This window comes from Microbispora sp. ATCC PTA-5024, assembly GCF_000511135.2.
GTDB lineage: Bacteria > Actinomycetota > Actinomycetes > Streptosporangiales > Streptosporangiaceae > Microbispora > Microbispora corallina.
The window spans coordinates 1,192,070-1,212,747 of record NZ_KI866523.1 but is presented as its reverse complement, the minus strand read 5'-3'; the positions used below and the strand labels follow the sequence as shown (position 1 = coordinate 1,212,747).

Annotated in this window: 19 protein-coding genes and 1 pseudogene; 15 read left to right on the top strand and 5 right to left on the bottom strand. The window is 65.9% G+C overall.

Going from position 1 to position 20,678, the window contains the following annotated elements; genetic code table 11:
• Positions 1-374: 374 nt before the first annotated feature.
• From MPTA5024_RS39030 to MPTA5024_RS18110, 3 genes are read left to right on the top strand one after another with little or no spacing between them, the layout of a single operon-like run.
• Positions 375-1,625 carry a DUF3696 domain-containing protein gene (locus MPTA5024_RS39030; RefSeq protein ID WP_036325221.1) on the top strand — a complete coding sequence of 417 codons (1,251 nt, stop codon included), beginning with the start codon at positions 375-377 and terminating at the stop codon, positions 1,623-1,625.
• A complete protein-coding gene (locus MPTA5024_RS40990) occupies positions 1,615-2,580 on the top strand; it encodes a hypothetical protein (protein ID WP_157099532.1) in 966 nt (321 codons plus the stop codon). The genes MPTA5024_RS39030 and MPTA5024_RS40990 overlap by 11 nt, the downstream gene beginning before the upstream one ends.
• A gap of 9 nt (positions 2,581-2,589) precedes the next feature.
• A complete protein-coding gene (locus tag MPTA5024_RS18110) occupies positions 2,590-4,308 on the top strand; it encodes a DUF262 domain-containing protein (protein WP_051458309.1) in 1,719 nt (572 codons plus the stop codon).
• A gap of 477 nt (positions 4,309-4,785) precedes the next feature.
• On the opposite strand, the gene MPTA5024_RS18105 is transcribed toward MPTA5024_RS18110, so the two are convergent.
• A complete protein-coding gene (locus MPTA5024_RS18105) occupies positions 4,786-5,346 on the bottom strand; it encodes a GNAT family N-acetyltransferase (RefSeq protein ID WP_036325220.1) in 561 nt (186 codons plus the stop codon).
• Between the two features lie 22 nt (positions 5,347-5,368).
• Positions 5,369-6,799, bottom strand: a complete 1,431-nt coding sequence (locus MPTA5024_RS18100; protein WP_036325219.1) for a helix-turn-helix domain-containing protein — start codon at positions 6,797-6,799, stop codon at positions 5,369-5,371.
• Between the two features lie 264 nt (positions 6,800-7,063).
• Between MPTA5024_RS18100 and MPTA5024_RS18095 the strand changes: the two genes are divergently transcribed.
• From MPTA5024_RS18095 to MPTA5024_RS18065, 7 genes are all read left to right on the top strand, one after another.
• Positions 7,064-7,618 (top strand): ATP-binding protein, encoded by a 555-nt coding sequence (locus MPTA5024_RS18095; RefSeq protein WP_157099531.1) that lies wholly within the window; start codon positions 7,064-7,066, stop codon positions 7,616-7,618.
• A gap of 188 nt (positions 7,619-7,806) precedes the next feature.
• Complete coding sequence (locus MPTA5024_RS18090) at positions 7,807-8,061, top strand: DUF397 domain-containing protein (RefSeq protein WP_036325217.1); 255 nt, start codon at positions 7,807-7,809, stop codon at positions 8,059-8,061.
• A gap of 180 nt (positions 8,062-8,241) precedes the next feature.
• The gene (locus MPTA5024_RS18085) at positions 8,242-8,424 is read left to right on the top strand and encodes an FxLD family lanthipeptide (RefSeq protein WP_036325216.1); all 183 of its coding nucleotides are present in this window, start codon (positions 8,242-8,244) and stop codon (positions 8,422-8,424) included.
• An 83-nt stretch (positions 8,425-8,507) separates the two neighbouring features.
• A complete protein-coding gene (locus MPTA5024_RS18080; RefSeq protein ID WP_232326569.1) occupies positions 8,508-10,541 on the top strand; it encodes a lantibiotic dehydratase family protein in 2,034 nt (677 codons plus the stop codon).
• A complete protein-coding gene (locus tag MPTA5024_RS18075) occupies positions 10,538-11,611 on the top strand; it encodes a lanthionine synthetase C family protein (RefSeq protein ID WP_036325215.1) in 1,074 nt (357 codons plus the stop codon). Before MPTA5024_RS18080 ends, MPTA5024_RS18075 begins: the two co-directional genes overlap by 4 nt.
• 51 nt (positions 11,612-11,662) lie before the next feature.
• Entirely contained in the window at positions 11,663-13,714 is a 2,052-nt protein-coding gene (gene fxlM / locus MPTA5024_RS18070; protein ID WP_036325214.1) for a methyltransferase, FxLD system, read from the top strand.
• Between the two features lie 4 nt (positions 13,715-13,718).
• Entirely contained in the window at positions 13,719-14,816 is a 1,098-nt protein-coding gene (locus MPTA5024_RS18065) for a hypothetical protein (protein WP_036325213.1), read from the top strand.
• 55 nt (positions 14,817-14,871) lie between these two features.
• On the opposite strand, the gene MPTA5024_RS18060 is transcribed toward MPTA5024_RS18065, so the two are convergent.
• On the bottom strand, positions 14,872-15,408 hold the full coding sequence (locus MPTA5024_RS18060; RefSeq protein ID WP_269750599.1) for an NUDIX hydrolase: 537 nt from the start codon (positions 15,406-15,408) through the stop codon (positions 14,872-14,874).
• A 94-nt stretch (positions 15,409-15,502) separates the two neighbouring features.
• Between MPTA5024_RS18060 and MPTA5024_RS18055 the strand changes: the two genes are divergently transcribed.
• Together MPTA5024_RS18055 and MPTA5024_RS18050 are read left to right on the top strand one after the other, a co-directional pair.
• Positions 15,503-15,841 carry a helix-turn-helix domain-containing protein gene (locus MPTA5024_RS18055; protein WP_084369775.1) on the top strand — a complete coding sequence of 113 codons (339 nt, stop codon included), beginning with the start codon at positions 15,503-15,505 and terminating at the stop codon, positions 15,839-15,841.
• Positions 15,754-16,386 carry a transposase gene (locus MPTA5024_RS18050; protein WP_198167217.1) on the top strand — a complete coding sequence of 211 codons (633 nt, stop codon included), beginning with the start codon at positions 15,754-15,756 and terminating at the stop codon, positions 16,384-16,386. Before MPTA5024_RS18055 ends, MPTA5024_RS18050 begins: the two co-directional genes overlap by 88 nt.
• Before the next feature lie 647 nt (positions 16,387-17,033).
• Here MPTA5024_RS18050 and MPTA5024_RS40985 read toward each other — a convergent pair.
• Positions 17,034-17,576 (bottom strand): hypothetical protein, encoded by a 543-nt coding sequence (locus MPTA5024_RS40985; RefSeq protein ID WP_157099529.1) that lies wholly within the window; start codon positions 17,574-17,576, stop codon positions 17,034-17,036.
• Positions 17,512-17,817: an HAD hydrolase-like protein gene (locus tag MPTA5024_RS40980; RefSeq protein WP_157099603.1), complete on the bottom strand. Its 306-nt coding sequence runs from the start codon at positions 17,815-17,817 to the stop codon at positions 17,512-17,514. Before MPTA5024_RS40980 ends, MPTA5024_RS40985 begins: the two co-directional genes overlap by 65 nt.
• A 36-nt stretch (positions 17,818-17,853) precedes the next feature.
• Between MPTA5024_RS40980 and MPTA5024_RS43585 the strand changes: the two are divergent.
• The 3 genes and pseudogenes from MPTA5024_RS43585 to MPTA5024_RS18040 all read left to right on the top strand — a co-directional run.
• A pseudogene (locus tag MPTA5024_RS43585) lies at positions 17,854-18,064 on the top strand (transposase); the annotation flags it as partial.
• Positions 18,065-18,286: 222 nt separating this feature from the next.
• Positions 18,287-19,045 (top strand): hypothetical protein, encoded by a 759-nt coding sequence (locus MPTA5024_RS18045; protein WP_157099528.1) that lies wholly within the window; start codon positions 18,287-18,289, stop codon positions 19,043-19,045.
• 24 nt (positions 19,046-19,069) lie between these two features.
• Positions 19,070-20,677: a 3'-5' exonuclease gene (locus MPTA5024_RS18040; protein WP_055725775.1), complete on the top strand. Its 1,608-nt coding sequence runs from the start codon at positions 19,070-19,072 to the stop codon at positions 20,675-20,677.
• Position 20,678 lies beyond the last annotated feature (1 nt).

Here is a 20,678-nt window from a genome sequence, read left to right as displayed (position 1 = left end):
GATAACCTCGCGCCAACAAAGCCGGTGGATGAGGCGCGGGCCTCCACACAATCTGGATCGACCGAGGCTTCTGGCCGAGTGCGGTTACCAGGCCGACTCCACGGAACTTGAGGCACATCAACCCATCAGCGAAGCCGGAGCGCTTCGAACTAACAGGTGACGGCGGTAGAGCTCTGACCAGGCCAGGAGCATTCCCCTAAACGTCCGGACGACGCTGAGTCGTCCAGCAGGCCATCGCTACTGCGCCACTTCCGCAAGTTCCGCATCCGATGGGAAGTCCACGAAGACACCCTCCAAACCATCCTCAGCATCAGCTGCGCTTGATTTCGCTGCGCCGCCTCAGTTTCTTGCGTTAGAAGCCTTAAGATGATCGCATGGCCCTGCTGCGTATGGCAGTCGAGAACTACCGCTGCTTCAAGGAGCGGCAGGAGATCGAACTACGCCCCATCACCGTCATCCTCGGCAAGAACAACTCCGGCAAGAGCGCCCTCACCCGGCTACCACTACTGCTGTCGACGGGTATCCACACTGACTCCGAGCTCCCTCTGGATCTGGACCAGCTCGGCGACGATCCCCCTGAGTTCTTGGACCTCGTTCATGAGCGATCAGTTCACCGTCCGCTCCGACTCGAATTCGCTGCCACACTGGGTAACCGACAAACGTATCTTAGCGCAACTATTCAGAACATCGCAGAACAACATATTCAGTTCGTCAGTGATCTGGAAATATCGAGCGAAGGTAGCCGCTTGCGCTTGGAGTGGATCCCGGAAGCTGTCGAACGCACCTATTCCGTCACCTGGGACAATGAGCTTCCAACATCAGAGCAAGTCCGCTTTTCCGGCATCATCCCACGAATACGTCGAAGTGAATCAGAGCGAGGACTGGGATTTGATATAAATCGCGCATTCAGGCGGCCGGTCTATCTTGGACCATATCGCCAGCGTCCCACAAGGCTCAATAGACTTCCGTCGCGAATGGCTACCCAGGTAGGTGCGTCCGGCGAAAATGCCATAGGGATGCTAGTCAATGACCATGTTCGAGGCGGCGGCCTTCTTATCGACAGCGTCAATGAGCTCCTGGGCGACGGCCTGGGCGGTTGGCATCTCGAAGTGGAGCAGAACGGGTCACTATATGCAATCAGCCTTCGCTCAGAAGCCAGCCCAGGCCTCACTGTGAACCTTTTGGACTCCGGCACTGGTGTCGCGCATGTTCTTCCCCTCCTCGTCCAACTTGCGCAATCCAGTTCTAGCCCCCTCCCCTGGCGCTCCGAACTTTTCATTATCGAAGAGCCCGAACTGCACCTACATCCCGCGGCACACGCACTGATTGCCGAGTTGTTCATCTCTGGCATTCAGGCCGACCGCCGAACTCGCTATCTGATTGAATCACACAGCGAGACGATGCTGCTACGACTGCGACGGCGGATCGCGGAAGGAGTAATCTCGCCGGAGCACATTGCCGTCTATTTCGTAGAGAATGACGGCGCGGCCGCACAGGTTAGGCGGATCGAGATCGACGAGGCCGGTAACCTCGACTACTGGCCGGAGGGCATCTTCTCCGAGGATTTCGAGGAAACGAAGAAGCTGATGAAAGCTCAGTTTTCGCGGGAGCACGATGCGAGTTGATTTGCACCGCGATGTATTCAAGGCGGATGGTTTCGAGTTAATCATCACACTGATGCGACTGTTCGTCGAAGATCGGCACCAATGGTTCGTGAATCCTGACGATATCGATGATGTCGTGGCGTACTTCCTAGAGCATGCTCCGACCAAAGCCATAGTCTATTCCGATCTCGCACGGAAGAGCCTGGTGGCGCAGAGTCGCCCGGCACCAGTGTTCAGTGCACCCCTCAAGGTGTTATCGGAGAGCCTTGCTGACCATGTCGCCGACTTGAGCAGGCCGGCCAGGGTAGTAGTGGAGAACCGGACTGCAGATGGTGCCTTCATAGTCGCCATCGCACATGTTTTCGCAGCAGCCGACATCTTGCGCGCCCATACGGAAGGCTGGTTTGAGTTCGTTCAAAGCGGCGGTAGTGGAGAGATTCACAAAGTGGTCCTTGCCGAGCTTGGAACCTTCCGCAAAGTCGCACGGGTCACGTTCCTGCTGGACAGTGACCGAGGAACGGCTGATCAGGTGTCGAAGTACGAAAAAGTTCTGTCGGATCTGCAGAAGCTGGGCATAAAGGGCCACGTTCTAAAATATCGCGAGATGGAGAACTACATCCCCAATCGCGCCCTCGCCGCAATTCCGTGGCCAAAGCGCAAGCAGTCAAAGCTGTCTGCAAGAATTACCTGCCTGAAAGGACTTACTCCCGAACAGCGCGCATTCGTCGACATCAAGCATGGATTTTCTAGAGAGAAGTCCAATAATTGGCCGCGACAAATAGAGGCAGCGCGCGAGAAGATGTACCCCGCAAAAGTCCGAAGGGAACTCTCTAGCGGCTTCGGTGACGGCCTCAGCGAACTTCTTCAGCAAGAGGCGGCTACGGGCAAAATCGCAGCGGCAGATTTCGACTCGCTGGGGCCCGGGACGTGCGATGAGCTGCGAGCGCTGCTTGCGCTCATTCGAGACATTATTTAGGAAGACGAGATGGCCGAAGTGGATGAGAACGGGCTGAGTGGTCCCGAGGAGTTCGGGACGTCAAATGAGCTCAGAGTGCGGCCGGACGTCAACCTTCTGGAGACATACCTCGACGAGGTACACAAAGGACAGCTTCGGGTGCCGAAGTTCCAACGGCCCTTCGTCTGGCGGCCCGAGCAGATGCTCGATCTTTTCGACAGCATCGAGCGAGGCTATCCGATCGGGAGCCTGCTACTTTGGCAGACCGATATCGAGCTAGAGAGCCTCGGCGAGGTCGGAGGGCTGCAAGTTCCGAACGCGCCCGGCCGCTCTACCACCTTCATCCTCGACGGACATCAGCGACTCTCGACGCTGTATTCCTGCCTGTATCGGACCGAGAAGTCGGACAATCCGAACGATCCAACAGCGTGGATCTGGCACGTCTATCGAGTGCTGGGGCAGAGCGAGAATCGGTCCAGCCGCTACGTCCATTGGCGCAAGGCGGGGCCAGCACCAGCCAACTACCTGCCGGTCCGGTCGGTTCTTAAAACGCTCGACTTCCTCTCCTACGCCCGCAGGCTGAGCCGCGACTATAAGGATGAGGTCTACGACGCGATGGTCGAAGAAGCGGAGGAGGTCGCGCAGCGGATTAAGTCCTACAAGCTCTCGGTCGTGACACTTGTTGGCGGGAGCCTGACGCAGGCCGTCGAGGTCTTCTCCCGAGTCAACAGCAAGGGCCAGCCGATGAGTCCAGATCAGATGGTCTCAGCGCTAACCTACAAACGAGGTGAGGAGAGCCTCGCCAACCGCATCGAAGCGATCCTGGAGGGCATTGCCGCGCAGGGCTTCGGACAAATCAACGAGACAACCGCATTCCGCTCCGTGCTCGCTGTGGCCGGCGAGGAGGAGGTAACAGGAGCACGCTGGGATGTGCTCGCACGCAGAGTCGAGGGCAGGCTTGCGCAGGCGACATTCGACACCGATAAAGCTCTGGAACGTGCTGTGGCCTTTCTTAAGGATGAGATCGGGGTACCGCTAGCCCGATTGATCCCTTACAACAATCAGCTGATGCTCCTGGCATTGTTCTTTCACCTGTGCCCGGAACCGTCTGAGGAGCAGGTCAAAGTGCTGATTCGCTGGTTTTGGATCACCTCGTGGTCAGGACAGTTTGCCAGCGTGAACTCCACCACAAGCCGTCAGTCGATTCAGGACATGCGCGACTTCGCAATACGCACCAGGACGCTCGCTGACTTCGCGGGCGGCCAGGGCATGTTTGACTTCGCCGAGCAGCGTCCCCGTCCCTTCCCCGACCGGTTCGATCTGCGCAGCGCCCGGGTCCGCGCCTACCTGCTGTGGGAGCTCCGCCAGTTCCCCGACCGTTACGCGCTCAATGGTAAGAGGTATGAGGCTGTGGATGCTATCCGCAAACTGGACACGGCTGCCTTCCAGCGGATTTGGAACACGTCCGGCCTGCAAAACGGCCCCAGTCCTGCCAACCGCCTGATTCTTGACGCCAACCCCGGACTGTCGACCAAAAGCTACATGTTCCGCTGCCTGACTCGGGCCGAGGAAGAAGGCAGTCTCGGCATCACACGAGATGTGCTCCACCGATTTCGGCTCGGGGATGAAGAAGCTTTCATCAGCCTCCGCGCAGCGGAACTGGCCCGCCTCGAGCGGCATTTCATCCAGGCAATGGGTGCCTCAATCCCTCCTGCAACGGTAGGCGACACCGAAATTGACACCGAGTGAAGTCCGAGGCACACCGCTCGGCCAGTGATTCAGGTTGTGTTCATATGTAAGAGCGACTTGCCGACTGTCAGCATGATTCAATCTGCCGTACCCATTTCCGGAGCCGTGCGGCTTATTGAGTCGCGTGTCGTAAGACCACCAGCGATGCTGCGCCGCTCCGGTTATCAGACCTGGCAGCGGCGCTCCGGGTCACCTCGCTACTGGACACCGCTCTTACCGAAGGCTCTCGAGTGCGGGGCATATGCAGGATGGTCTCCCCACAACTACGCGCGGTCGTGCGCGTTTCCGCAGTTCGCAGCAGGTGCGCCAGCGGTCTGCAATCGGTCTCCTAAGTTGGCGCCGCAATTCGGGACGCTTCTCCTACCCACTCTCGCTTCAGGAGGTGCTTGATCGACTATCAAGGGCGGAGCGACTCCTAAGGCAGCAGGCTGGTCCTGGAAACCCCGAGCCATGGTGACTCCGGTAGGCGCGTCGAGGTCACTGTGCCAGGGGCAGCGGAAGGACCAGCACGTCCATCAGGGGTGCGTCGGGCCAGCCGGGGCGCAGACAGGCGACAGGCTGCCAACCCCATCGGACGTAGGCGGCGTAAGCCGTGCTGTTGTCCGGGCGCACCAGCAGCGTGGCGCGTCGTTCGCCGCGGCCGGCCAGGAGCTCATTGTGCAGGGCATGCGCGATGCCCTGGCCGGTCCACGCCCGTCGCACCATGATCTCTGAAAGGGCGAAGGTACGAGTGCCGTCCTCGACGATGAAGCCCGGCTCGGGTTCCGTCTCCAGGCCGTTCCACCAGTGTGTGTCAGGAGGCAGAGGCCATCCCCAGGCCTGGCCAAGGGGCTCGTCACCCGCGTACGCCATGACGAGGTCGAAGCCGTCCCGGCTGGTGTAGGCGTCGAAGCGGGTCATGAAGGCCTGGTCACTGGCGAATGCGTCACCGGTGGCGATCCGCTCGCCGTAGGCGTCGCGGTGAATCAGCGACACGACCTCACGCTGCTCGCGGGCGCCGGCGGCGTCGAACCGCTTGAAGATCACAGGTTCGGTCATGCTGTTCCTCCGGGTTCTCAGATCAGACGGGGGCCAGCGCACGGGCGGCCTGGTCGAAGCGTTCGCAGAACTCCTCGTCGAAGCCCTCCGCCTCGTGCCGGACGGGCCGCAGTTCGTTGAGCACCCGGACGGAGGTCAGCCGTTCTCCCAGATCCGGAAGGAGCCGCATGCCCTCCTCGACGGCGGTCCGGTGGTCCCCGGCTGCGGAGGTGGCCGCAGCGAGCCGGGCGCGATAGTAAGCGCGGTCACGGGGCGAGCGGGCCGGGTCCCCGAGAACCGACCGATACAGGCGGGCGGCGCGCTCGGGGTCGCCGAGTGCGATCCTGCCCATGGCCTCGTAGCCGGTGATCTCGGACTGGGTGACGAAGGTGCTCCAGGGGTGGTCGGTGTCGAAGGTGCCGCGGTCGAGTTCGTTGCGGGCCCGGCAGATCGCGGCACGGAAGGCGACCTCGTCGTCGAGCTGGGCGTGGGCGAGTGCCTGGCGAAGCGCGATCAGCGCGTGCAGGGTGGCGGAACGGGCGTGCCGGGCGGCGTCGGCCGCGCGGTCGGCGAACCGCAGCGCCTCACGTGCAGTGCCCCGGCGGCCGGTGATCCTGGCCAGATGGGTCGCCTGCTGGGCCATGTTCACATACACGTGCACGATCAGCTCGGTGTCCCCAGAGCTGCCAGCCAGCAGCGCGGCCTGACCGTACAAAGTGCGGGCAAGGGGCTGGTTGCCGGAGTCGTAGGCGAGCCAGGCAGTGACGATGCCAAGGTCGGCGGTCGTGACCAGCAGCTGCCTGCCGACCTGATCGGTGTAATCGGACTCGTCCAGCATCGCCCGTGCCCGGGTGAAGGTCTTCATGGCCTGGCGCAGCAGGCCGGCGCCGCCGATGGTGCGGTCCTGGTTGCGCAGCCGCGACAGGACGGCCTGCAGATAGCGGACGTGCGCGCGATCGACCCGCTCGGGAGGGGGCAGCAGCGCGGCCACGACTAATCCCGAGGTCACGGCACCGAACTCCCGACGGTCGAGGTCCACGTCGACTCCCCAAAAACCGGCCTCATCGTCGCTTTCCAGACTGGCATCCTCCCGCCCCAGGATGAGCGGCAGCAATGCCGTTCGAGGCATCCCGAGTTCGTCGCAGACGCGGAGAATCTCCCGTACGTCATGGAAGGTGTACCGCTGGCGTCGTTCGACTTTGGTCACCATGGATTGGGACCAGCCGAGCAGGTTGCCGAAGTCGAGCTGGCTCAGCCCTGACGCTCCCCGCAGGATCGCCAGCGCGGCCCCCATGTCGAGCCGGGCGAGCGCCTGCCGCAGAGGCAGGGAGTCCCAGACCCAGGTGGGGGTGACGCCGGTCGACTCCCGGGCCGAGATGAGGCAGGGGCCACAGAGCGGGTCCGGGTTGTACCGGCTGAGCTTGGCGAAGCGGCATGCCGGGCAGACGCGGTCGCCGTTCGCACTCGGGTCCATTGGGGCCCTCCGCCAGCCAGGGTATGCGTCGTCTTGATGGTGTCCGCGTCGCCGTTGGATCGGGCAGAGCGTATCTCCAGCTCACCTTGCTCGTAGGCCAATCTGGCCTAACCGCGACGGCCTGGCTGGGACACAACGGCGTTGGCTCTCTCAACGGCAGAGGGCACGCTCGCAGGAGCAATCCCATGAGAGACCCTCTCGTCGCTCACGGTCACCACGACGGGGCGGCGTTCTCCCGGAAGACGCCTGCTCAGGAGACCTTGTATGGATGTACTCCTTGCCCCGACCCAGACGCCACCACCAACACCCGAACAACCAGTGCAGATCCCCGCTGAGAACTGCCTGATCCGGGTCACTGCCTGGCGGTTGAGCCGCGAAGGCGGCCCACAGCAGGCTCGGCGTCTGCTGCGTTCGCATGTCGCCGAGCACGTGGACGGCCCCGCGCTCGATGAGGCGGACGTCGTGGTTAGTGAGCTGGCGACCAACGCGTTCGTGCACACCGACGGGCTATGCGAGCTGCGGCTGGTCCAGTACGCGGGAGTCCCCATCGTCTGTGAGATCGCTGACGTCGGCGACCGGGAGGACATCGTCGCCAAACGGCTCGCCGAAGCCCTGTTGCCCACGGCGGTGGCCGACGACCCCGATATCGCCCACCTTGACGAGGGCGGTTTCGGCCTGAGCATCGTCGCCGCCCTGACCAAAGGGCACTGCGGCGTGCGCCCGGCCCGGCTGCATCACAGCGCGCAGGTGGGCAAGGGTGTCTGGTTTGCCGTTCCGGCGCTCGGTCGCCGTTCATGCGACTCCGCGACACCCGGATGAACCAACTGCCCTGGTCACCTCGGGAAAGGGCGCCCTGGGTGGCGATGCCGTTGAACCCGCTCGGCCGTGTAGTTGAGCGCCCCTGTCCGGGCTGCATCGCCGAGCACTCCGCCCGGCCCGGGCGCACCACGGCGCCGCCGGGCCGGAATCTGTCCCATCCCCACAGACACGAAGATCGGAGATAGTCCATGCCGCAACCCTGCTTCGAGCTGTCCGGCGTTTCCTGGCAGAAGAGCAGCCGGAGCGCCAACAACTGCGCCTGCGTTGAAGTGGCCGTCTTGCCGAGCGGCGAAGTCGGCGTGCGCGACAGCAAGAACCAGGACGGCCCCGTCCTGGTGTTCACCCCCGCCGAATGGGACGCATTCATCAACGGGGTGAAGGCCGGCGAATTCGACACCGAGCAGTTGGCTACGAACGCTCAGGCTCCGTCCCTGCCGCTGTAGCTGCGGCAAGGGGCGGTGGTGGCGGAGTCGTCTTCCAGGACGCCGGCCACGAGCACGACCCCGGACCGGTGCGGTTCGGGGAGCCACCGGGGAGGACGCGGTCGCACGGGGTCCGGCTGCCCAGAGCCGGGCCATCGGGCGGTCACCGAGGGTCCCTCCACCAAGGATCAGGAGCAAAGTATGAGCACGCAGACCATCGCGCGGAGCGCCGAACCGCGCCAGCACGTCGGCGACGACGCCGACGACCCGTTCCAGCTCGACATCACCTTCATCGAGAACACGCCGGCGACCGAGACGGTGCTGTTGTGCAGCACCGGCGACAACTGCGGGAGCTCCTGCCCGAGCGCCTGCACCACCTCGTAGCCCAGGTCCAGCCCAGCGGCGCGGGCCGGACGGACGGCTCCCTCCGGCCCGCTCCCTTCCTGTTCAAGAACGGAGTGTGGGTGATGACGCGCTTACGAAACAGCCTGTACCGGGTTGCCGGTGAGGGGATGCTGCGCGCTGCGGTGCACCTCACCGGGCCGGACCTGCCGCCCTGGCCGGGTCCCACAGCGCCCCTCGAGCGCTGGCGTTCGTGGCTGGCGGCAGTGTGGGCCGACGACGCCTTTCGGCAGGCTGCGTCCAGCGCCAGCCCGGATCTGGACCGCCAGGTCCAGGCGGTCCTCGGCGGGCTCTCGGTGAAGGTACGCCGGGCGCGCCGGGCGGCACTGGCCACCGCCCGGTACGCGATCAGGTACGCGCGCCGCTCGACACCGTTCGGCCTGTTCGCGGGCGTCGCCCTGGTGGAGTTCGGCGACGTGGCCGAGGTCCGCTTCGGGGAGTCGCACCACGCTGTTGCCCGGCCGGAGCCGGTGGCGCTGGACGCGGCGATCAGCGACTGGGAGGCGGACGGCGAACGGATGGCTGACGTCGACGTGTGCGTCAACAATCTGGCACGTCAGCGGGCCGGGCGCGTCTACGTTCCGTCCGATGGCGCCTCGGAGTTCTCCCTCGCGCTGACGCCCGCGGTCGCGCTGGTACTGGATGCGGCCCGGGTGCCGATCCGGTACTCGACCCTGACGGACAAGCTCGCCGCCGAGTTCCCTGGCACGGACGAACGCCATCGGACGGGGCTGCTCGCGGAGCTCCTGCGGGTACGGCTGCTGCGGTCGTCGCTGCGTGCACCCGCCACCGTCGTCCACCCGGCCGATGCCCTGCCGGCCGCCCTGCGGGATACCCGGAACCGAGTGGCGGCACCGGATCTGCGGCTGGACGCGACGGTGTGGCTGCCGACGACGGTCGTGACGGAGGCGGAGACCACCGCGACGGTCCTGACACGGCTCGCCATGTATCCGACGGGGACTCCGGCATGGCGCCGTTGCATCGAGCAGTTCGCCGACCGCTACGGAGAGGGCATCGAGGTGCCGCTGGAGCTGGTGACGGATCCCGAGGCGGGCTTGGGCTTCCCCGAGGGATTCGGCCAGGTGTCCGAGCCGCCCCGCCCGATGACCCGCCGGGACCGGCTGCTCCTGGAACTGGCTGGCACCGCGGCCGTCACAGGCAGTCGCTCGGTGGTCCTGCCCGGTGCGGTGATCGAGCGCTTGGAGGACGCCGCGGGCAAGCGTACGGTCACCCCGCTACACCTCGAACTGTGTGTGCAGCTGCAGGCGGCCTCGACGCAGGCTCTCGACGCCGGAGACTTCCGTCTTCGGGTGTCCACCGTCTCTCGGGCGGCCGGCTCGATGACGGGTCGGTTCTGGCATCTGTTCCCGCAGACCGGCGCGACGTACGCCCGTCTGCCCACGGTCGAGCCGGGCGCTGAGCTGGTCCAGCTGTCCTTCCACGCCGGCCGCGTCCCGGCCGATCTGCTCACCCGTGCCCCGCAGGTGCTGCCCCGGCTGGTCAGCGTCGGGGAGTTCCGGCACCCTGGGAAGGGTGTGCTGTTCCCGTCCGATCTGGCTGTCGGTCTCCGCGACGGCCGCCTCTATCTGACCGAGGCCGCCACCGGGGCACACGTGGAAGTGCTCGCACCGACCGCGATCAACTTCCTGTGGAACAACTACACCCCTCCCCTGGCTCGTTTCCTGGCCGAGATCAGCCGGGCCACCGCTCCCCAGGTGACGTGGTTCGACTGGGGCGCGGCCTGGACCCTTCCGTTCACCCCGGCGTTGCACTACCGGCGTTCGATCCTGGTGCCCGCACGATGGAAGCTGCAGACTCATGAGTTGCCCGGTCGCACCGCGACGCTGGATGAATGGGCCGAGCACCTGCACACCTGGATGGGCCGGTTCGGCCTGCCGGACCGCGTGCTCCTGGCCGAGGACGACCAGCACCTTCCGCTTGATCTGCGCCAGGACATGCACCTGGACCTGCTGCGCACCCACCTTGCCTCCAGTCCGACCGGTGTCGCGGTCCTGTACGAGGCGCCTCCAGCGGATGCCGACGGCTGGATCGGCGGGCGGGCCCACAGCCTCGTTGTCCCGCTCAGGGCACGCTCATGACCGCGACGGCGGCTCTTCCGCGGACGCAGGACCTGTCCGAGGGCGCGCTCGGGGTAACGCTGCTGCATATCGAGCGTGGTGACCTCGCATCCGCTCGAAAGACCTTGGCGCAGGCGGTCGCGGGCGGTGTCAGTGCCGGAGGCAACGCGTCGTTGTTCCACGGCGCCCCGGCACTGGAGTTCGTGCTCAGCCGCGCCGGATGCGCCGACCGCGACGTCCAGGACGCCGTCGACCACGTCGTGGCCGTCCGACTGGCCGCAGCGCGGCGGCGGCATGCCTGCGGGGCGCTGCCACATCTCGCGGAGCTTGACCTCATCCGGGGCTTGACCGGGCTGGGCGCGTTGCTGCTGACCCGCGACGGCGCCTCGCCACTGCTGGAAGAGGTGCTGGACTACCTGGTTTCCCTGTGCCGGCCGGTCCGCATCCAGGGCCGGGAGCTGCCGGGCTGGTGGTCGGATGCCGGGCCCGCCGATGAGGAGATGCCCGGCGGACACGGCAACAACGGTGTCGCACACGGCATCGCCGGCCCCCTGGCGGTGCTGTCCCTCGCCGCCCGGCGCGGCGTCCAGGTGCCGGGACAGCACGATGCCATCGAGGTGGTCGCGCGCTGGCTGGACAGGTACGGCTGCTGCTACTGGATCACGTGCGACCAGCTGTCCGATCCCGAGCCGCCTAAGCCGCAGGTCGCGCGCCCGTCGTGGTGCTACGGAGAAATCGGCATCGCCCGCACCCGGCAGCTGGCTGCGATCGCCCTGAACGACCCGGCCCGCCGGCTCGCGGCTGAGGACACCGTCGTGCGCGTTCTCGCCGACCCGGCCCGCCTCAGCCGGATTACCGATGCCTCGCTGTGCCACGGCTGGGCCGGCCTGCTGACCGTCGTCCGTGCCGTCGCCGACGACAGCCCCGACCCGGACCGGTACACGCCGCAGATCGAGGACCTGACAAATCGCCTGGCCGCTGACCTTGGCCGGCTGTCCAAGCCCGGATTCATGGAAGGCCGTGCCGGCGCGCAACTGGCCCTTGACGGCACGAACACGACCGGCTGGGCCAGGGCCCTGCTGATCACCTGACCCCGCCCGTCATTCGATCCCAGCCCTCACTGAGAAGGAGCGCCCACGACCATGGACGTGAACGATAAGGACCTGCCGATCACGCCCGAGCAGGGCTGGTGGCATGCCAGTGTGTCGTTCCCAGGCGGTTCCGTGAGCCTGGAGGCTGCCCAGGCGCTGGCGTCCGCGCTGCACGACCAGCGGTTCCACTTCCTGCGCAAGGACGGCGGGCTGCGGCTGCGCACCGAGCGCTCGGCTGCGGACCTGCTGGACCAGCTCGTCACCCACCAAGTGGCCAGCGGCTGGGTCGGCGGTGTCTACGAGCCGGAGAGCGAGGCGTTCGGGGGCCCCGAAGGCATGGATGTCGCCCATGAGGTTTTCTGCGCGGACAGCCGCGCAGCCCTGGCCGAGACGGGCAGGGCGGGTGCCCGGGAACGCTGCATCCTGCTGATCTCGGCCATGAACCGGGCGGCCGGCTTGGACCCTTTCGAGATCGGCGACGTCTGGGCGAAGCTCGGCTCCCTGCGGCCATCCGTCACCCCGCCTGCCATCGCCTCGCGTGACCAGGCGGTAGCGGCCATGCGGCGCCTCATGAACGCCGACGCTGCTCGGCGGCCGGACGCCGAGCCCGGCTGGGCCGAGCGCGTCGCCGCGTTCGAGGAGGCCGGATACCGGCTGAGGCGGCTGGCCGCGGATGGGCGGCTGACGCGGGGTCTGCGCGCGGTACTCGCCCATCACGCAATCTTCGCCTTCAACCGCGCCGGAGTGTCCGCCGACGAGCAGGCCGCAACCGCATGGCTGGGCCGACACGTCGCCTTCGCCGACGAGGAGGCAGCTGACGTGTCTTCCCGCACTTCCACCTCACCGGACTCTAACCTCACCCGAATGGAGACCACCGTGACGCCTGTAACCGACCCCGCCGAGCTGCGCGAAGCGCTCGTGACCCGCCTCATGGACAGCGGCCACCTGCGCACCCTCGAGGTCATCGCCGCCTTCCGGAACACCGAACGGCACCTGTTCCTCCCCGGCGTCGACCTTCAGACCGCGTACGTCGACGACGCCGTGCCCATCAAGCACGACGAGACGGGCGAGATGATCTCCTGCATCTCCGCACCCTCGATCATCGCCACCCAGCTGGAGCAGCTGGGCGCCAAGCCTGGCCACAGGATCCTGGAAGCCGGGGCCGCCACCGGTTACAACGCACACCTGCTCGGCCAGCTCGTCACCCCCGGAGGTCACGTGTGGACCGTGGACGTCGACCAGGACCTCGTTGACAGCGCCCAGAAGAACCTCGCGCAGGCCGGGGCTCCGGACGTGACCGTCGTGCTGGCCGACGGCGCCGCCGGCCTTCCCGAACACGCCCCCTTCGACCGCATCCAGTTCACCGTCGGCGCCGGCGACATCCCCCTGAGGATCCTCGACCAGCTCGCCCCGAACGGACGCCTGGTCATCCCGATGCGGATCCGCGGCAGCATCTCGCGATCCTTCGCTTTCGAACGCGACGGCCAGACCTGGAAGGCCGTCTCGTGCGAGATGGCGACGTTCGTGCCCCTACGCAAAGGCGTCTGCGACGACATCTACACCCTCGTGCATATGGCCGGTGAGGGGAACGTACGCCTGGAGACCTTCAGCGAGCAGGACGTGGACCACGAGGCAATACGCACCGTGCTGGACCAGCCGCAGGCCAAGGTCTACTCCGGTGTGAAGTTCCGCCAGGGCGACCCCTGGCAGTGGCTGTATCTGTACCTGGCGTGCGTGCTGCCCAACGGCCTGTCGCGCATGCCCGGGTCCCGCCCTGCCTTCACCCCGCACTTCGGCTGGGGCTCCATGGCCGCGCTCGACGGCGGCACCTTGGCCTACCTGACCGTGCGCGAAGGCGAGGACGAGCAGGGCAGGTTCTGGGAGATCGGCGTCATCGGCCACGGCCCGCGCGCCGCTGAGCTCGCCAACCAGGTCGCCACCGAGATCGGCGAATGGGACCGCGGCTGGGGTAACAACGCCCCGGAACCCGGCTTCCGCATGGCCGTAGGTGATGCCCGCGACCAGCTGACGGCCGCTGAACCGCGCTTCGTCATCGACAAGACCTACAGCCGTCTCGTCGTCGACTGGCCGCGCAGGAGCTGAGCCGATGATCCCCGCAATAGCCAGCCGGATCCCGCTGGTCCGCCGTCCCAAGGCGGCCGGGTTACCCCTCGCCGAACGCATCAGCCACCTCACCGAGCTGACCGTCGAGCCCGCCAATGCGAGCCACCGCGATCTGGTGGCCCGCGCCAGCGGGGTCCTCAACTACGCCGCGCTGATCGCCTCCGACGTCGGGATGCCGGACCTGGCTGCGCAGCTGTGTTGGAGGCAGCACCAGGTCTTCGCCAAAGCGGGCAACCTCACCGGGGACATTGCCGTGATGGCACTCATGCCACTGGTGAACATCGCCCGGCTGCTGATCCGCGAAGGTGACGGCGAAGGCGCCTACGACCTGCTCACGCGGCTGTACCGCGCTGCTCAGCGGCGCGGCACAGCCGAGATCCGCAACCACAACGTGGATCTGTCGGTGCTGATCGACACAGAGGCGGACCACCGAAAGGTCTGCGAGGAGCTGTGGGTCACCGTGCTCATCGACGGCGCCAGGGCCTTGGCGCGGATCGGCCGCTGGACCGAGGCCGCCGAAGCCATGGCCGCGCATCGCGGCGTCGGCAATCGCCTCCTCGACGGCCGTCAAATCATGATCATGTCACTGATGGAACGCGGCCTCGACGAGCAGGCTCGCGCCACGATCGAATCCACCATCCCCGCGGAACCGTGGGAGAACGCCATAGCGGCCCTCCTGCGCATCTGCTGCCGCCCAGCGACGTCACCAGCGCCGCAGCCGGAGTTGGAGCATGCCCTGCAGGAGGCACTCGCTCTGGTCGCCCCGCCCGACCCCGCGACCGCGACGTTCCAGGCCCGAGTCGGACTGACCGCACTCGACCTGGCCCACGACCGGACCAGCCCCTGCCCCGCCCTTCTGCGGGACGCCGTTGTGGACGTGGCCATTCTCGACGCCTACGCCGCCCGCGACGTCCTGAACCACCACCCGGTCTGCTCCCGCCTGGCCAGTGAGCAGAGACAGAAACTCCACGACGTACTGACCGCGTCAGGGCTCGGTGTCGGGAAGCTCTCACCTGGCCACATGCAGGCTCTCACCACAGCTGTGGACACGGCCGAGGTGACACTCCGCGGGCTTCTGTGACCCGCTCGCGCCAGAAATGCAAAGGCGGAGCGGCCTCCAGCCAGAGCCGCTCTGGTCAGCGGCCCGTACCTTCTCGGGTACGGGCCAGATGCCTGGCGTACTCGCGGATCCGTGGTCTGTCCTCGGGAAAGGCGCCCTCCCAGTCGTGGTGCAACGGGACCCAGGCGGCCGGCTGGTGACTCTCACCGCTCAGCGGGAGCGACCCGTTGAGCACTGCGGCATACGCGAGGCCGAGCGTGGGCGCCCAATCAGAACGATAGGACCGCACGAAAACCGCCGCAGGGACGTCCGACAGGTCGCCGACGATGCCGGTTTCCTCATGCAGCTCACGGCGTGCGGCGTCCCGTGGGGCTTCTCCCTGCTCGACCTTCCCGCCGGGCGCCACCCAGCCTCTCCAGCGGTGCTTGACGAGCAGAACACGCTTAAAGGCCTCGTCGAACGCCCAGACCTCAGCCGCGATCGGCTCGATAGCGCTGCGGCTGCCCAGCAGCTCTTCCAGCCAGGCCCGCGCGTCGTCGAACTCCGCCTCCGCGCGGTACGTGTCAGTCACAGCCGCACGCAGTGTGTGCTGGTCAGGGTCAGCCAGAATCACCGGCATAGGCTACTGACCGAAGAGCACCTCACGGGAGGAACACAAGGAACGCGGGGACCGGACCGACGACGAAGGAAGCGCCTACAGGCGTCCGATGACGACCTACTCGTCCGCGCTGTCCTCGATACGTTCAACCACGACCATCTCACTGACCCCGATCATCGGGATCATCGCGGATCGAGGCGGCCGTATGGTGCGGCGTTGTCACTGGTTGGTCTGCGTTGGAGTCAGGTTCCATATCGGCTATACCGTCCAGGGGGTGTGGTACCTGCTGCGGCGTAACGGCTGGTCGTGCCAGCGCCCCGCCCGGCGGGCGATCGAGCGTGACGAGGCCGCGATCGAGGTGTGGAAGGAGGTCTGGCCGCAGGTGGAAGATCCGCGGCGGCCACAGGCGCCTGGATCTGCTTCGAAGACGAAGCCGGTCAAGGGCTGAGGCCGCCTCGCGCACGTACCTGGGGCCGGCGCGAGCACACCCCAGTGATCCATGTTCGCGGGCGCGGGACCGGACGGGTGAACATCGCCGCCCTGGTCTGCTACAAACCCGGCGAACGCTCCCGACTGATCTACCGCCTGCACCTCTACTCCGGCCGCAAGGGCGAGTCCAAGACCTTCGGCTGGATGGACTACCGGGATCTGATCCTGTCCGCCCACGCCCAGCTCGGCGCTCCGATCGTGCTGATCTGGGACAACCTCAACCTGCACCTGGTGCCCGGGATGAAGACCTTCGCCGCCGAGCACGCCGACTGGCTCACCGTCGTCCAGCTCCCCGCCTACGCCCCCGACCTCAACCCCACCGAGGGCATCTGGTCCCTGCTCAAACGCGGTGCCCCAGCCAACCTCGCCGCCGCCGACCTGCCCCAGCTCGTCCGCGTCATCAAGCGCGCGCTGAAGAAGATCCAGTACAGGCCCCACCTCATCGACGGATGCCTCCCACCTACCGGCCTGACCATGAGAACGGGAGTCGACATCACGAATTAAAGATCAGTAGCCCGGCTGATGCTCTGCCCGCGCCGCCTGACGAAGCGGATTTCGATTCCACCGAGGAGTTCACCGAGGCCGAGGATGCCTACTGAGAGCAGCACGACGCAGTCGTCTACCACCCCCAGCATTCGACCGGGCTGCTGTACCTGTGTCATCTCGGCTGCGCACTGCGGGAGGCTTTAGTGGTCAGCGGCCCGGCGAGAGGCCAGATGTGGGCGGACAACACCGCTGACGACGATGGATTCCAACCGCTCTGCGACAACGAGCAGAAGACCAGGTCTCACGCGGCGTCCGCTGAGGTTCCGACCCGATCCCGGGTGGCTCCCCTCATCGGCGTAAAGGCACCGACCGAGATCGAGTGTTGAAAGCTCCGCGCCAGCATGACCATCCGCTTTCAGGCGGAACAATCACCCTGCTCCCCCACGGGAGACCGAGGTCAGAGGGCGGTGGACGGCTGCCGCCGGCTGCCCACGGTGGCCTACGTTGCTGTCACCGCTGCTGTCATTGCGAGCCGCCGCGCCGCTCTCGTCGCTCTCCTGCAAGATCTCGCTTGCCTGGATTACGTCCGTGACCACGTGGCCAGCACCGGGCCCGAGTGCCTCGAGCGATCCAGATTGCCTGAAGACCTGCGGCGCATCCGTCAGCTACCGGGTAGTGGCGGCGGTGAGATTGTCACCCGTCGCGTAGAGACGAGCCACAAGACGATGAGAGGTCTCGATTAATGGTAGGGCTGCCGCATAAGGCAAGTACATGACTTGAGAAGGATGCGACAGGCGGTTCCTCAGATTTCGGCCATAATCAAGCAGATCGTCCGGTTCACGTTCCAGCAACCCCAACGAGACAGCACGCTGAAAGAGGTCTCCCCATGCCAGAGGCTTGCCGTGCCTATTGGAGACGGACTCGCCGCTTGCCTCGATTCGTTGCCGTAGGGCCGCTTCTACCGCATGAAGTGCTGAGAGGACACCATCCATCAGCAGCTCACGGCCAGCCAGGCTGCATAGTACGGCGATGCGACTCTTCTGGAGAAGGCTGAGGATGTTGTCCGGTGTGGTTGGCGCCACCGGCCAAGTAGCTATCACGTCCTGTAGCACAGTTTGATTAATACGTCTCGGAGAACCCTCGTCATCGACCCCGTAGCACATGCCATTGGTAACGGGGTCCCTGCGCAGTACAACGAACTCGTCCACATGAACAGTGTGATTCAGCAAGCGCGTCGAAATCATCTGCTTTCAGCAGGGTGCCGAAGCGTCCTCCCGCATCTCCCTCAATGGCCTGCAGCACATCGCCGACTACGTGGTCGGCCTGGTGGTCGACACCGAGTGACGTGCCTCGGTCGATCCAGATCGTACGGAGACCCGCGGCGCGCCCGCCGGCTATGTCGGCGGTGGGGTTGTCACCGATCACCCATCCGCCCTCGGAGAGGGTCATGCCGCAACGCTTGGCCGCGATCTCGAACAGACCGGCCTCAGAAGGCGGACCGACGTGGTCGGCATCTTCCCCAACCGGGAGGCGATCATCCGGCTGGTCGGTGCGGTGCTGGCCGAGTAGAACGACGAATGGACCGAGCAGCGCCGCTACGGGCTTGGAGATCCTGGCTGAGTGTCGTAAGAAGACCGACTCAGAGAACGGGACAAACGGTACTAAAGTGAACATTGAGGCGATTGCTTCTCAATAGTCCACCGGATTACGGGTGGCCTTCTCAAGGCCACCTCCCCGGACGTGGCCTTGACCAGTCGCGGTCGGCGGCGCAAACGGCGGTCAACCAACGCGCGCCTTCAGTGTAACGACTCGGCAGGATAACGCGATCCCCGTGGTGGCACGGTGCATGCAATCACCAACACCAGCAGCACTCGGCTCTCCTCGCCGAAGTCTGGGAAAGTCTGGTAAAGTCTGGAATATGCAGGAAGCGCCACGGCCGTTGGACATTGACGAGCTGCTACGTCAGCTGGCCGCGTTGACCAAGACACCCGCCCTTGACCAGCAGGCCGCCGAGCGGGTGGGCGCAGCACTCGACGCGGCCGCTCAGTCCGTGCGCCGAGCCACGACCGGCACGGCGAGCTCTGCCGCCACACCGGCGCGCCAGCAGGCGGTGGACGCATTAAGCGAGTTGGGGGTACCGGCGAATCCCGCGCTGATCGCCGAGTTCTGCCGCGCATACTTCGGCTCCGAACTTGCGCCGCGGGCATTGGCCAGTATTCGTCGGGACGAGCTGCGCGCCTATCGGGCGAAAAGCAGCACCCGGTCGATGTGGGTGGTTCCAGCCCTCACCACCCAGCTCATGCCGGCGCGCGGTTATCTGGCGTTGTCGTCCTGGCCCGCGTGGTTGCGGATCCACGGCACCCGGTCCGCCCGGGTCGACGTGCTCCGAGTGCTACTAGTGCTGCTCGACAGGCTGGCCGGGTTGCGGGCGGCCAGCACCGAAGTGTTGCGGTCGAGTCGCGAACAGCAACGGGCCCGGATTTCCGATCTGATAGTCAAGCTGGGCATTGGGGTGCCTGGCCTGGACCACCGCATCGACCCGGCGACCGCCCGCGAGGCCATTCAGGACGAACTGGACCAACTCGCGCCCAAGGACCGCGCGGAGCGGGACGCTGCCGCCGCCGTTCTGTCCACTTTGGACGAGGAGCAGCGGCTTTTCGGACGAACCGATCAGTAGGTAGCGACATGGGAAGGCTTCTTGATGTTCAGGATCGATCCGGCGTTCACGGAGGCTGCGGCCGCGGTGTCCGGTCGCGAGGGCACCGTGCTGCTGGTCGCGGACGGACCTGACCGACCCGATCTGCTGCTCATCGATCGCATGGCCGGGCTGTACGCCATCGACCTCGACCCGAACGGGACGTCGCCGGATGACCGGCAGCCCTGGGTCTCGATCAACCGGAAACGCGCCGAGTTACGCGAGTCGCTCACCGGTCTCGGCCCACCCGCGGTCGGCGCGGCGGTGGTACTCGGCGCTGCGGCAGGACGGCTACTCGACCCGGACCAGCCGCATGCCAAGCGGATCGTGTTGTCCCGCCAGGACCTCACTGATCCGGCCTGGCCGGATCACCTGCCTCGGCGGCCGATCCCGGACGCCGAATTCACCGCCATCGTCGACCGCCTCGCGCCGTCTGTGGTGTTCAGCAAGTCCGGGCGCACCGGCGCCACCGACCCGGGGGCGGCGGACCGAGCCGCAGCCCGGTTCCAACTGGACACCTCGCAGGCCGTGACCGCGCTGGCGCCGATCTTCGACGTGGCCGTGACGACTGGGCCGCCGGGCAGCGGGAAAACGTTGCTGCTCGCCGCCCGGGCACGGGAACTGCGCCGGGTTCATCCGGACTGGGAGATCGCCGTGCTGGTGTACAACCGTGCGCTGGTGCCGTATGTGACGCGACTGGTGAACGACCCGTCGGTGCTGGTGACCACAGTCGGCAAGTTCGCCCACCGGCTTGGTTTCCGGATGGATCTCAATGGCGGCGACGGTGCTTCCAAGGATCTGACCAAGGCCAGGGCACGCGGGATTCCGCAGGCCTTCGACGCATTGCTTGTCGACGAGTTACAGGATTTCGACCCGGCTTGGCTACAGTTCGCGCTCGACACCGTCCGGCCCGGCCGTGGGGGCGCGTTGCTCGTCGGTGACCAGGCGCAGGGGCTGTACCGAGACGTCGATCTGCCCTCGGCGCTAACTGGACGCGAAGTCGTCCGCCACACGCTGGCTCGGCCGTACCGCAGCACGAAACAAGTGCTGCGCGCCGCAAGCGTACTGACCGGGCAACATGTGGCCGGGATCGACGGTGCGCCGGACGGGCAACCGGTCGATCTGATTTGGGCGGACTCAAAGAACGCGCAACTCGACTGCGTCGTTTGGGAAATCGCCGCTCTGCTCGCCGACGGACAGCGGCAGCCAGGCGAGATCGCCGTCCTGCTCACCCAATGGCGCGGCCTCACAAAATTGCGTGCCGCGTTGACCTCGGCCGATATTCCGTTCCAAGTGTTCGACCGGAACGACCCGTCCGGATTCGACTCCAACACGTCGACGGTGAAGGTAATCACCGTGCATTCCGGGAAGGGGTACGAGTTCCCGATAGTGTTCCTGGTCGGGCTGGAAACCTTACCGGCGGGGATCGACGAGCCGACCAGGCAACGCGAACGTGTCGGGTTCGTCGGCGCCACCCGCGCCGCGGACCAGTTGCTTATCACTTACACGAAGTCCACGGCCCACGTCGACCGACTGGCGGCCCTGAGCCCCGACGTCCGGCGCTGGACCTGGCCGGATGACTACAAGATAAACAATCGCAAAGAGGTGAAGTGAC

Coding starts and splice junctions, on each gene's coding strand:
- MPTA5024_RS18055 (WP_084369775.1), top strand. CDS start 15,503: ATGACGACCTACTCGTCCGCGCTGTCCTCGATACGTTCAACCACGACC.
- MPTA5024_RS18105 (WP_036325220.1), bottom strand. CDS start 5,346: ATGACCGAACCTGTGATCTTCAAGCGGTTCGACGCCGCCGGCGCCCGC.
- MPTA5024_RS18110 (WP_051458309.1), top strand. CDS start 2,590: ATGGCCGAAGTGGATGAGAACGGGCTGAGTGGTCCCGAGGAGTTCGGG.
- MPTA5024_RS39030 (WP_036325221.1), top strand. CDS start 375: ATGGCCCTGCTGCGTATGGCAGTCGAGAACTACCGCTGCTTCAAGGAG.
- MPTA5024_RS18090 (WP_036325217.1), top strand. CDS start 7,807: ATGCCGCAACCCTGCTTCGAGCTGTCCGGCGTTTCCTGGCAGAAGAGC.
- MPTA5024_RS18065 (WP_036325213.1), top strand. CDS start 13,719: ATGATCCCCGCAATAGCCAGCCGGATCCCGCTGGTCCGCCGTCCCAAG.
- MPTA5024_RS18085 (WP_036325216.1), top strand. CDS start 8,242: ATGAGCACGCAGACCATCGCGCGGAGCGCCGAACCGCGCCAGCACGTC.
- MPTA5024_RS40990 (WP_157099532.1), top strand. CDS start 1,615: ATGCGAGTTGATTTGCACCGCGATGTATTCAAGGCGGATGGTTTCGAG.
- MPTA5024_RS18095 (WP_157099531.1), top strand. CDS start 7,064: ATGGATGTACTCCTTGCCCCGACCCAGACGCCACCACCAACACCCGAA.
- MPTA5024_RS40980 (WP_157099603.1), bottom strand. CDS start 17,817: ATGACCCTCTCCGAGGGCGGATGGGTGATCGGTGACAACCCCACCGCC.
- fxlM (WP_036325214.1), top strand. CDS start 11,663: ATGGACGTGAACGATAAGGACCTGCCGATCACGCCCGAGCAGGGCTGG.
- MPTA5024_RS18040 (WP_055725775.1), top strand. CDS start 19,070: ATGTTCAGGATCGATCCGGCGTTCACGGAGGCTGCGGCCGCGGTGTCC.
- MPTA5024_RS18045 (WP_157099528.1), top strand. CDS start 18,287: ATGCAGGAAGCGCCACGGCCGTTGGACATTGACGAGCTGCTACGTCAG.
- MPTA5024_RS18080 (WP_232326569.1), top strand. CDS start 8,508: ATGACGCGCTTACGAAACAGCCTGTACCGGGTTGCCGGTGAGGGGATG.
- MPTA5024_RS18100 (WP_036325219.1), bottom strand. CDS start 6,799: ATGGACCCGAGTGCGAACGGCGACCGCGTCTGCCCGGCATGCCGCTTC.
- MPTA5024_RS18075 (WP_036325215.1), top strand. CDS start 10,538: ATGACCGCGACGGCGGCTCTTCCGCGGACGCAGGACCTGTCCGAGGGC.